We start from the raw sequence: 12000 nt of genomic DNA, 5'->3' as shown, positions 1-12000 counted from the left end.
GTGCCCGGCACATCGCTAATTGCTGCTGGTCACCGGATAAGTCCCCACCCCAGTGATGGTTTTCAACAGGCTCGCCGTCCGGAAGGATCCCTCGTTCGTTATGTCTACCGATGGCGTATCGACTAGCAGAAGCTCTGTTTGCTGTAATAACCGTATGCCGATTTTCAGCCGGATCAGATTCTGGACTTCTTCGATGCGTTGTGTATCAGCGGTGTCTAGGGGATGAAGCTGTGATGTAAAGGGAGAGCGGCGGCCTAACAGCGCCAGCTCCAGACTCTCCCGGACCGACAGCGATTCAATCACCGACGGTTTCTGGAATTTACGCCAGATCCCGAGCTGTGTGACTTCTGCCTCATCATGGCGGGTTCGTTTGATATCGCCTCGGAAAAGTAGTGTGCCGGTATCCGCCAGGCTTCTTCATCTATCAAATAAAGGGGGATTGTTCGGTAATATACCGGTTATTTGTGAGGGAATTACGTTGTCACCGAGAGATGAATGCTGATTCTGGCACTTCAACAGGGCGTGAAACCGTATAAATTCACCCGTTTTTAATTGCCATCGCCCCCTTGTCATGGATATTATGTGCACGAGTCTTGATAATTCGTGAGATAAATGAAACACGCAGAACTGGATTTTCGTTTTGTCAGACATCTTCTATCCAGCTTGAACGAGATCGGCCCTTATCAGTTTTATATTGATGCCCGGGATAAAAAGAGTTTTGAAATTAATCTCGCCGGATCGATGGTTGTTGTTGAAGATGCTGAGTCCGCTTTGATTTCCCTGATGTTCGCTACCAAGCGACTGGGATTAGCTGATGATGTCAAACGCATTATGAATGGTTACCGAAACCGTCAGGGACATTCGTTGTCACTTTCGGATATCAGTGGCCTGGAGCGTTTGTTGCGCATTGCCCCTGCGGGAGAACAGGCTGAAATCTCTCCGGTGTGGGAGCAGAAGCCGCAGCGCCGTCGGTCTCATCACCATGGCAAGCGTCAGCCGTATCGTGGCAACAAGGCAGCGGACGAGAAAAAGAGTAGCCCCAAATTTAATGATGTTGATAAACAACTGGCTGATGCATTAGGTCAGTTCGGTTAAGGGTAATTAATCGTCAGCGTCGGATTCGATTCGTTGAATCCTGAAAGATCATTAACGAATACAATAACGGCAAATATTCCCTTTTCCACCAGGCAGCTATATTTCAGGTTAAGCCTTGATTGATTGCTGCGGGTGCGAATGAATGCAATGGCCGGATTATTATAATTTCTGGGGCAGTCTCAGTGAGCAAACCTTCTGGATAGGGCAGATTGTCGCTGTCCTGTTGCTGATGGGATTTGCTGGCTGGTATGTCCATCGCCTGTTTGGCGCGCTTGAGAAACGGTTTGCCCGCTCACGGGTTGGCTGGGACAGCGCCATGCTCCTGGCAGCCCGATCGCCCGCCCGTTGGTTAATCTGGATTGTCGGCATTACCTGGATCCTCCAGATTATCAACCACGCCTGGCCAATTCCGTTGTTGGATGCCGTCAGAACTTTCCGTCGAACGGTCGTGATCCTGTTGATTGCCTGGTTTCTGCTGGGTTTTGTTAGGCAGCTAAGAGTCAGTGTGCCGATAGACAGCCAGCTTGCCCGTGCCGGTGTTGTTGAGGCCGGTGTACGTATGGCGCAGCTGGCGATTGTGATTATTACCTTTTTAGTGATTCTCCAGACCCACGGTTACAGTATCGCCAGTATTCTTGCCTTTGGTGGCATCGGCGGTATCGCCATTGGTTTGGCTGCGAAGGATATGCTGGCCAACGTATTTGGCGGATTGATGCTCCATCTGGACCGGCCTTTCCATATCGGGGAGCGTATTCGGTTTGTTAATGGTTCCGTTGAAGGTGCGGTGGAGGCTATTGGCTGGCGGCAGACCCGTATTCGAACACCGGACCGTAAACCGGTGTATGTTCCCAACTCCCTGTTTACCAGTCATGCGGTAGAGAACTTTTCCCGGATGGATAACCGGCGAATTCAGGTGACGATTGGCCTTCGTTATGATGACCTTAATAAACTGGAAATCATTGCTACTGAGATTGAAGATTATCTCAAGCAGCATCCCGGTATTGATGATCGTAGAATCTTGCAGGTGTCATTCAGTCAATATGGCGAATCGACCATTGATCTGTTAATTGATTGTTTTACCCGAACGACGGCATTGGTTGAGTATCGTGCCATTAAACAGCAGGTCTTATTGAAAGCTGGCCAGTTTGTTCACCAGGCTGGTGCTGATTTTGCTTTTCCCACTCGAACGATTGAAGGTTTAATGACTGAAAAGCCAATGCTTCCAGAATAAAAGAGGCAACGGTTTGTTTTCCTGGCATGAAAAAGCCGCAGTATCAATTGCGGCTTTTTCATTATTTATCACTGCAAACTTTCGAGAAAGGTGATTGAAGGGGCAAAAAAGGCGCAACCGGTCACGGCCTGGGTGTAGTTCATCAGGTGATCGTAATGACCATGGCCGTCTGCGTGAATCATCTGCTCTAGCATCAGGTCAAATGGTTTTGGGCTTTTACCATAGGCAATGAAGAACAGACCGCATTCACTGCTATCACCGTAAGGCAGGCTGTGGCGCAGAATTTCCAGGCTTTTGCCGTTTTCCTTGATGCTGACCCGCTTGATATGCGCGGTCGGCGCCTTCTGCTCGCTGGTGAATTCAATATTATCGGTCTTGGTGCGGCCGATGATCTGTTCCTGCTGGTCAACCGGTGTGGCTTCCCAATCACCCATGTTATGGATGTAGCGCTGGCAGTTGATATAGCTACCGCCGGTAAACGCCTGGTCTTCATCGCTGATCAGTGCCACCTCCGCACGACCGTCGCCCTGAGGGTTTTCAGTGCCATCGACAAAGCCGGTCATGTCACGGGAATCCCGGTAGCGGAAACCGTGGACTTCTTCCTCAACCAATACGCTGTCGCCCAGTTCACCCATGATCTGACGGCTCAGGTCAAAGTTGACATCCTTGCCCTCGGAGCGGATATGCACGAGGATATCTCCCGGTGTGGACGGTGCCTGACGCAGGCCGTGTTTATGGGCTTTGAAAGGCGCCAGAAGTTCCGGGCGAGGGGCTTCAGGAAACAGGGTATCCCAGGCATGGGCGCCGAAGCTGACCGTGCTGACCAGTTGGCTGTCAGGCTGCTGTGTCGCCATCTCGGCCGTCATCGCGGGGATAGCCGCTACAGTGCGACGGATGGTCGCGATGCTGTCAGCGTCATTGTTAATCAGCAGGGTGATGAAGGTAGCGTTGGTGTTGGCTTCCGGCAAAATGCCTGTTTGGGGTGTTGTCATTCGCGCAATCCGCAACTTTAAGAGACGAAAGTCCAATACTTTACCTGATTCCACCGGTCATTGAATTGTCGCGGCTCAACAGGAGTTCAAAAAAGTGAAAAAAACCGACTGGATCTGGAATGGCGAGGCCGATGGTCAGTCACCGGTTTTGATTCTGGCCCATGGCGCCGGGGCTGCGATGGACAGTGATTTTATGAATACCATGGCGGAACGCCTGGCAGAGCAGAGGATTTGTGTCGTCCGGTTTGAGTTTCCCTACATGCAGGAGCGCCGTAAAACCGGGAAAAAGCGGCCGCCTGATCGTCAACCGGTGCTGTTGCAAGCCTGGCGAGATGTGATTGCTCTGGTCAGGGAGACGGCTGGTGTCGAAAATGTTTTTATCGGCGGCAAGTCCATGGGGGGACGGATGGCAACCCTGCTGGCAGCAGAGATGTCTGAAACAGATTTGTCTGGTGTCGTTTGTCTGGGTTACCCGTTTCATGCACCGGGCAAAATGGACAAACCACGTATTGAGCATTTGATGGTATTCCCTGTGCCGCTTCGCATTATCCAGGGTGACCGTGACGCCATGGGCAACCGGGAAACGGTTCAGGGTTATGGATTGCCCCGCCAGCTCGATATTCAATGGTTGCCGGATGGCAATCATGACCTGAAGCCACGCAAGGCGTCTGGTCATACCCATGATGAACACCTGGTAATGGCCGCGGAAAAGGTTGCTGAATTTATTCGAAGCCAGTAGGCTGTGGCGCCTTTTCTGGACGCTAAAGCCGCTGTTTCTGACATGTCATTGAATCATCTTCTGCTTTACTGCCGCCCGGGTTTCGAGTCTGACTGCGCCAATGAGATCCAGTCTGTCTCCGCCCGGCTGGGTATTTTTGGTTATGTGAAGACCCGCGAAAATGCCGGGTATGTTACGTTTATTTCCCACGAGCCTGACGGTGCCTTGCAGATTCAGAAGAAACAGCGTTTCTCAGGACTGGTTTTTACCAGGCAGTGGGTGGCCGCTGGTGAAATGATTGCGGATCTTCCAATGAAGGATCGGGTGGGAGCGTTGACAGCGGTGCTGGCCGATTTTCCACAGTGCGGTGAAGTCCGTCTGGAGACTGCGGATACCAACGATGCCAAGGAACTTTCGGTATTCTGTCGTAAGTTTGCCCATCCCCTGCGGCAGGGATTACGCAAGGCAGGACTTCTGACCAAAACCGAGGATTCCCGTAAACCCTGTCTGCATCTCTTTTTTATTGACTCCTGTAACCTTTACGCAGGTATTTCCCGCCCCGGGAATAACAGCCCCTGGCCCATGGGTATCCCACGGCTGAAGTTTCCGAAAGAAGCTCCCAGTCGTTCGACCCTGAAGCTGGAAGAGGCATTTCATGTCTTTGTGCCGCGGGACGAATGGGATACCCGACTCGCGCCGGGCATGAAAGCGGTTGACCTGGGGGCGGCGCCTGGCGGGTGGACCTGGCAGCTGGTCAATCGCCATATGTTTGTGACGGCGGTGGATAATGGTCCCATGCATCGCGATCTGATGGAGTCCGGACTGGTCAAGCATCTGCAGGAAGACGGATTTATGTTCCAGCCCGCCAAGCCGGTTGACTGGATGGTCTGCGATATTGTCGATAAACCCTCACGTACAGCGGGTCGAATGGCCGATTGGTTGGTCAATGGCTGGTGTCGTGAGGCGATCTTTAATCTGAAGCTCCCCATGAAGCAGCGTTTTAGTGCGGTGGAAGCCGCGGTAGACAAGATTCAGTCACGCATGGCTGAGGCAGAACGGCGTTGTTCGCTCAATATAAAGCAGCTTTACCATGATCGTGAGGAAGTGACCGTACACGCAAAGTTAGAACTATAGTACATGTACCATGGTTCTAACTTTATGATAGTAAAGGATTTTTTTGGTTTTGGTTGATTGCGAAACTGTGACGGAGTCGTTATTGTGAGCGGGCAGTTAACAATAACAATAAGAACGGCAAGCAATAATCATGAAATCACAGAGCGCAGTTCATGCGATCTGGTTCCTTCTGCTATCCATGTATGCAGCGGTTTTGCACGCAGCACTGGCGCCTATTCAGGATGATGAGTTGTCTGATATTACCGGGCAGGCGTTCATCAAGATGGAAACTGATCAGATTGGCAGCACGGAGTATACCCGGGTCAACCTCGGGGTCAGCGTTGCCACCCAAACCAATATCGATAAATTAACCCTTGGGCAGTATGACCGTGCTGGTGAAGTGGCAGGGTCTGCGGATATCGATATTGATCACTTCTCCCTGGGCACTGTCGACGACAATGGCAATGTGGTGCCTTTCTATATCAAGGATCCCTATCTCGAGTTTGCCTATGAAGGTGACAAGATGGTGGGTTTCCGGATTGGTTTCAACGAGGCCAAAGGCGATCTCGGCGGTACCATTAATACATTGACCGGTAATGTGCCGGTTTTGATTGAAGGTACGGCTGAACCCATCCTGGATAAAGCCAATGGCTGGCAAAAGTTTTTGCTTGGTATCGCAGGTGTCACCGATAGCACAGTACTACGTGCTAACGCACAGTTGGTGACGGAAAGCGGCGAAGCCGATCCTGTCAGGGCAACACACGTCGGTATGGAAAATGGCCAGACGCTGGACCATGTTTCCGGTGGCGGCGGTGGCTGGACGGATGCACTGTTGGGACTGTTTGGGTCCGACGATTGTGAAGTTACAGGTCTGGCGACGTGTTTTGCGTTGTCGGATTATAAAGCGCTCTATATTGGCCAGGAAAACGTTGCCAATCCGACTGCGTCAGAGTTACCGGATCTTGCCTCTATTGATGGCGCTGCCAAGGGCATGTTCATCTCCGTTCAGTTTGAAGATGGCGTGGCCTGGCGTGATCTGGAAGATCCGGCCAAAACCATCAATACGGTGCTGGGAGCCTTTATGAATATCCCGGAAACCGATGGTACGCCCTCTATTGTCGTTGATTTCAATGAAGCTTTTAATGGTACGGCATCCAAGGATACCTGTGCCGGCTCGGCCATGGTGGGTTGCTGATGGAGAAAAGGATGCTCATAAACAGGAACAGGCAGTCCATTCTCATTGGATTGCTCATTGGCTCATTATGGTCGTTTTATGTCAATGCGGACGTTGAGCCATTAGCTGATGATGATCTGGCTTCTGTGGACGCACGGGGTATCGGTATCGCACTGGAAGATTTTATTTATGATGCTTCCAGCGCCACGGTCACTATTACCGATATTGGCGGTACTGACAAAATTGAGGTGAAGGAACTTTATATCAAAGGTGCCGGCAGTCATCAGGGTGCCAATGATGTTTCGGCCAATATAGGATCATTGGATAATCCTATCAGTCTGGATATCGAACAATTGGGGCCTTACCAGGCGCTTGCGTTACGTTTTCCTGAGAGTGCGTTGCCTTCATCGTCTGCCGATATCGGGGTGAAATACCAGTTCACGGTAACGGGGGGGCGTGTTGATACCCTTGATGTTGACGCCACCGGTTTTGATATGGACGACAGCGTCCTGCGCTTATGGGGAGACGGCAATGAAACGGTAGGTGATGCGCGTATCAAGGTGTCGGCAGATACACTGGATATCAATACCTGCGATAATACGATCAACTGTCCTGATCAGGCGACCCGCGATGATCACACCGTTTACATTACAGGTATCCGGGCGGATCTTAACTTGGGCTACAGCGATGTGCAGCCGGTCAATTTCAGTGTTACGCCGGACGGACAGTTTCAGATCAGTGCACCAGCCGTCGGAGAAGGTATCAATAAGGCGGTCAACGACAACCGTTATAACCTGGATACATCCTCAGCTGATTACCGACAGCAGACGATTGACCGCTATTATCAGGAACTGCCGAAGTCCAGTATCACCATTGATAACCTGACGGCCGGCGGCAGTCGTCCTTCAGCGGGGGCGGTACCGATGGGTGGCGTCAATCTCGGGTCTTCATCCCTTGAAGGCATTCGAATCCAATACTTGCAGATGACATCCCATGACCTTCCCTGACTGGCTAAAGCCACTGCCTGGTTTAATGGCGATCATGGCGACACTGCCCCTGTATGCTGAAATGGTGCCGCTCTCCGAAGAAACCCTCAGTGCAATGGATGGGCAGAGTGGACTGGCATTGTCGGGTTCCTTTGATCTGAACACTGCCGGTGGGCCGCTTTGGGATGTTGAGCGTAACCCTGATGGTTCGGTCATTCTGGACAATGGTGAAGCGAAATGTTCAGTGAACGACGGGCGCTGTGGAGCCCGCTTTACCCTGCAGGCCACCGAGGAGGGGGGCTGGTTTGTGCTGGATAACCTGAAAGGCGGCATTGAGTTTGGTGAGTCGGTACCCGGTGGCCAGCCGTTGGAAATTCGTGTTGAAGAACGTGATAACAATGCCGGTGAGACCCAATCGGTTATTGCCGTCAAAATGAGCAATGTTCTGCGATACAGCGATCTGAATTTTACGGTGGCAACTGCCGATGGCCCGGAGTCAACGGCGAACCAAACCAACATTTATTCACTGCAGATTGATGGTGATGTGATTGGCAGGGGCAATATTCTGATATTCCCAACCGATTAGTGGTCTGCCTGAACGTTGAATCGAACAATAACAAAAGAAAGCGTAAGCATGACACAACGACAGGACGTGTTATTCACAGGGTGCATACTGTTGCTGCTGACAGTCAGTGGTATCAAACCCGTTTCGGCTGAACTCCGGGCACTGGACGACGATGGCATGTCGGCAGTAACCGGGCAGTCGGGCATCACTATCGAGATCACTCAGACGGATAGTGTGACATCTGCGCCAGCGGTCAGCATTGATCAGCTGACATGGAGCGCTGCTGATCAGGTGGCGGGCAGTAGCCTCTCACTTGATGGCATCACCGTCGACAAAATCAATGGCTCGGATCCTGATTTGAATACGGTGGTCGAGATTGATGTCACCGAGGAGACGGGGTTGAACATTGGCATTCGCCAAAACCACCGACGTCTGACGGTTGATGAGGTCAGGCTCGCGTCGTCGTATGAAGACAATCAATCGTATTCCGGCAAAGGGTTTGGGGGATGGCAGTTTGACTATGCCCTGGATGCCGATTTGGCGCTTTCTGCGACAGGCCCGGGTCTTCGTTTGAAAGGCGGTCTGCAGTTCAAGGATGGCACCGTTATTTACAGGGATACGGGGGATGGTGCGTTGCATCTGGAAGGTGTTGCAATGGAACTGAATGCCAGAGGCAGTGATGCCGGGCTTGATTTTGTTGTGCTGGAAGACGGTAGCGGTGATTTTATCCGTATAGCCATGAATGACCTGTATTCGACATTTTCAGTGGAAGGTATCCGGCATACCACAACCAGTGGCGGTCTCAGTGACAGTGTGGGTGCGCTTTCCGGGGCGTTTGGTCTGGCAGGTATTCTGGATATACGACCCGGTGGTGCCAATCCCGGCACGGGGATGACATTGGTGCCGGATCTCAGGATCAACTGTGCCGATGAATGTCTCAGTGCTGTGGATACCTCCCATACGTATTCCCTTTACTATTTTGATGGTGATAGTTCGGATACATCCAACCCATACTTGGGACTGGCGGATTTTTATGGTCGGCTGGCTTCGCCCGGTATTACGTTGGATCTGGTCAAAAATCGTGTTTCAGGCGGTAGGGGAGATTATCTTCAACTCGGATTTACCGGGATGGATGTCACCTTTGGTGCTGACAACCTCTACATTGGCAGTGATGCAACCAGCCTTGGTGAAATCTACGGTCAGACGCAGTTTGGCCCCAGTCTGTTGAAGCTGTATGCCGGAGGTGCGGATGGCGCCAGTGGTGTCACTATGGACGTGGACTGGACACTGACGGACGGTAATATCCGCTATGCCGATGATGGTAATTATGTCTGGTTAACCGGGCTGACGGCTGCTGTTCAGGGAACGGCGGCTGTGGATGTTGTGTCTGCTGCGAATGGTTATCTTGCTGACGGTATCCGTATTGGTCTGGAGGATTTTCAGGGGGGGTATCAATTCAAGGGATTATATGTCTCGGATCAATCGGCGTTGCCTGATGAATCCGTACTGAGCCAGGAACGGCAGGGAGGTGTGGAATTACTGTATGCGCTGGGATTGTATCAGGCGCTTTCATTTTCGGAGCTGGATGGTGCGCTCTACCTCAGTGGGGGTGGGGCATCCGGCCAGGGTCTCACGATCAATGCTGACTTTGTGATCAATGGCGCGACCGGTGGTCTGTTGATTGACTATGACCGTACGGGTTGCGGGCAGGGTTGTGGGATCTGGTCGTCGGATGCCACGCTGGTCAGCCATGTACGCAATATGACGTTTGATGTGGAAGACCAGCCGGCCGACGTCAATATGCAGCTATTGGATGACAGTGGCAGGTTGTGGTCTCTGGCTCGCAAGGCGGTGGTGATCCGCAGCCTGAATTATGGCTATAAGGCGATTGGCAATGTTCATATTGGTCATGCGGCAGTACTGGGGGGCTCGACCAGTCTCGGGGGGCTGAGAATTGACAGCAATATTCGCTCAACCCTTGCTCTGGCCAGTGGTGGTGATCCCACGCGCGGCAATCAGGGCGTTACGGTTTTCCTGAAGAATGAATACCTTGCTGCGGATGGTAATGGGCAAAATGCTATCCGCTGGACGGCGGACAGTGGCGATGAGAACACGGCGGATGATGATCGTTATCTGGAGTTTGTTGGCCTGGAAACGGATCCGGACAATGTGTCCGGTGATGGCTATGGCCTGCAGACAACCTTGAACATTGACGTACAGAACAACAGCAGTGATCAGCTGGGTTTTGCTGTTAACGCCATGAGTCAGGCGCAACACCTGCGCCTTGATGGCATCAATGTCGGCCAGAATCCGATCATGCGTGAAGCCAATCTTTATAACATGCGGGTTCAGGCCAATATGATTGCGACGCCGGTGCCCTGAGCAGGGCATTTGCAGGTTCGCTTTTCAGAACCTGCCTGCATAAAAGACGGATTGCATATTGTTAGTGCTTCTTTAGTATGGCGGCGATAACACGCAGTTAACGGTTTCGGGGGCTCCTTGAACGTCAGTTATCGTCGGGTCTGGCACTTTGCCTGGCCGGTCACTCTTTCCAATATTACCGTACCGATGCTGGGGCTGGTGGATTCCGCGGTCCTTGGGCATTTGCCGTCTACGACGTATCTTGGCGCGGTTGCGATTGGCGCCAGTCTGTTTACGTTTGTCTTCTGGGCGTTCGGTTTTCTGCGGATGGGAACCACGGGGCTGGTGGCGAAAGCGTCTGGTGAAGACGATAGCCAGAGAGTCCGCGATATTCTGGTTCAGTCCCTGGTGCTGGCGGGGGGGATTGGTTTTATCTTGATACTGCTGGCGCGCCCAATTCTTTCTGCAGCGATTCCTTTTTATCAGCCAGGGCCGCTGATTACGTCTGAGCTGGAAACCTATTTCCTGACACGTTCTCTCTCTGCACCTGCGGTACTCGCGAATTATGCCATCCTGGGGTGGTTGCTGGGTGTGCAGATGGCGCGGGCGCCGCTGATTCTGCTGACCTTTGCCAATGCCATCAATATCGTGCTGGACCTGTTTCTGGTACTGGGCCTGGGTATGAAAACGGGCGGTGTGGCGCTGGCGACGGTTGTGGCCGATTACAGCACACTGATGCTGGGTCTTTACCTGGTCGCAGGACAGCTAAGGACATTGCCCGGCTGCTTCCGCTTCCGTGAGGTGATCCGTTTTGATGCCATGCAGAGTTTGTTGCTGGTCAACCGGCAGTTGTTCGTCAGAACGCTCTGTCTATTGTTCACCTTTGCGACATTCACGGCATGGGGTTCACGGTTAGGGGATGATACCCTGGCAGCCAACGCACTGTTGCTTAACTTCCTGATGCTGATTTCCAATGCCCTGGATGGTTTTGCCTTTGCGGCGGAAGCGCTAGTGGGGAAAGCCTGTGGTCAGCGCAACCGGTCAACGTTCCAGTCGGTCGTCATGGCGACAGGCGTCTGTTCGGTCATCATGGCGTTCGGCTGTTTTCTGGTATTCCTGCTATTTGGGCAGAATATCCTGGGTCTGCTGACGGATATTGACGGACTTGATAAGATGGCCGCCGAATACCTTCCCTGGCTGATCGCCATGCCGCTGGTAGGGGTACTCTGCTTCTGGCTGGACGGTGTCTATATTGGTATGGGCAAGACCGGTCTGATGCAGAACCTGATGGTACTGTCGACAGGCTTGATCTTTATTCCGGCCTGGTACCTGACCCGTGAATCCGGTAATCACGGCCTGTGGTTTGCCTTTACGTTGTTTATGGCGGCAAGAAGTGTCGGCATGGCGGCAGTGTTTGTCCCGGTGTACCGGAACTACTGCCGCACACTGGGGGAACCGGTCAGCGCTTCAGTACGGTGATTTTCTCATCGAAGACGAGCATGGGGTCCAGTTTTGCCTGCAACGCCTTGCGGTGTTCGGATCTGAGCCATTGCCGCCAGGTGTGCTCGTTGTCCCAGAGACTGAAGGTGACCCGGTGGTTGGGGTTGTTGCAGTCTTTCAGTGACTCACAGCCGAGAAAGCCCGGAGCTTTTTCGACCAGAGGGGTCGACTGCTGGAGTATGTCGTCGTAATGGGGGCCGAATCCTTCGGCGATGGTGCGATCAATAATGACTTTGATCATGAGCCGCTTTCCCTGTTTCTGTAC

12 protein-coding genes are annotated in these 12000 nt (G+C 52.4%); 9 read left to right on the top strand and 3 right to left on the bottom strand.

What is annotated here, in order from left to right; all coding sequences use genetic code 11:
• Window positions 1–15: 15 nt before the first annotated feature.
• Window positions 16–303, bottom strand: coding sequence for a hypothetical protein (locus tag KHS78_RS15985; RefSeq protein WP_211829472.1), 288 nt, complete (start codon window positions 301–303; stop codon window positions 16–18).
• Between the two features lie 309 nt (window positions 304–612).
• Between KHS78_RS15985 and KHS78_RS15980 the strand changes: the two genes are divergently transcribed.
• Together KHS78_RS15980 and KHS78_RS15975 are read left to right on the top strand one after the other, a co-directional pair.
• Window positions 613–1095, top strand: a complete 483-nt coding sequence (locus KHS78_RS15980; protein WP_211829471.1) for a hypothetical protein — start codon at window positions 613–615, stop codon at window positions 1093–1095.
• Between the two features lie 142 nt (window positions 1096–1237).
• On the top strand, window positions 1238–2326 hold the full coding sequence (locus tag KHS78_RS15975; protein ID WP_211829470.1) for a mechanosensitive ion channel family protein: 1089 nt from the start codon (window positions 1238–1240) through the stop codon (window positions 2324–2326).
• A gap of 68 nt (window positions 2327–2394) precedes the next feature.
• Here the strand turns inward: KHS78_RS15975 and KHS78_RS15970 are convergent, their stop codons facing one another.
• On the bottom strand, window positions 2395–3318 hold the full coding sequence (locus KHS78_RS15970; RefSeq protein ID WP_211829469.1) for a Dyp-type peroxidase: 924 nt from the start codon (window positions 3316–3318) through the stop codon (window positions 2395–2397).
• 94 nt (window positions 3319–3412) lie between these two features.
• Here KHS78_RS15970 and KHS78_RS15965 point away from each other — a divergent pair, with 94 nt between their 5' ends.
• The 7 genes from KHS78_RS15965 (at window position 3413) to KHS78_RS15935 (ending at window position 11714) form a co-directional block, all read left to right on the top strand.
• Entirely contained in the window at window positions 3413–4057 is a 645-nt protein-coding gene (locus tag KHS78_RS15965) for an alpha/beta fold hydrolase (protein WP_343216924.1), read from the top strand.
• Between the two features lie 42 nt (window positions 4058–4099).
• Entirely contained in the window at window positions 4100–5170 is a 1071-nt protein-coding gene (gene rlmM, locus KHS78_RS15960) for a 23S rRNA (cytidine(2498)-2'-O)-methyltransferase RlmM (protein ID WP_246506560.1), read from the top strand.
• 130 nt (window positions 5171–5300) lie between these two features.
• The gene (locus KHS78_RS15955) at window positions 5301–6344 is read left to right on the top strand and encodes a hypothetical protein (RefSeq protein WP_211829468.1); all 1044 of its coding nucleotides are present in this window, start codon (window positions 5301–5303) and stop codon (window positions 6342–6344) included.
• 11 nt (window positions 6345–6355) lie between these two features.
• A complete protein-coding gene (locus tag KHS78_RS15950) occupies window positions 6356–7330 on the top strand; it encodes a hypothetical protein (RefSeq protein ID WP_211829467.1) in 975 nt (324 codons plus the stop codon).
• Window positions 7317–7895, top strand: coding sequence for a hypothetical protein (locus KHS78_RS15945; protein ID WP_211829466.1), 579 nt, complete (start codon window positions 7317–7319; stop codon window positions 7893–7895). Before KHS78_RS15950 ends, KHS78_RS15945 begins: the two co-directional genes overlap by 14 nt.
• Window positions 7896–7943: 48 nt before the next feature.
• Window positions 7944–10256, top strand: coding sequence for a DUF6160 family protein (locus KHS78_RS15940; protein ID WP_211829465.1), 2313 nt, complete (start codon window positions 7944–7946; stop codon window positions 10254–10256).
• A 117-nt stretch (window positions 10257–10373) separates the two neighbouring features.
• Window positions 10374–11714: an MATE family efflux transporter gene (locus KHS78_RS15935; RefSeq protein ID WP_246506558.1), complete on the top strand. Its 1341-nt coding sequence runs from the start codon at window positions 10374–10376 to the stop codon at window positions 11712–11714.
• Here the strand turns inward: KHS78_RS15935 and KHS78_RS15930 are convergent.
• Window positions 11695–11976, bottom strand: a complete 282-nt coding sequence (locus tag KHS78_RS15930) for an antibiotic biosynthesis monooxygenase family protein (protein WP_211829464.1) — start codon at window positions 11974–11976, stop codon at window positions 11695–11697. The two genes, KHS78_RS15935 and KHS78_RS15930, sit on opposite strands and share 20 nt — an antisense overlap.
• Window positions 11977–12000 lie beyond the last annotated feature (24 nt).

The sequence above is a fragment of the Kistimonas asteriae genome, from assembly GCF_018263925.1.
Taxonomy (GTDB): Bacteria; Pseudomonadota; Gammaproteobacteria; order Pseudomonadales; family Endozoicomonadaceae; genus Kistimonas; species Kistimonas asteriae.
This window is presented reverse-complemented; position numbering and strand designations above follow the sequence as displayed.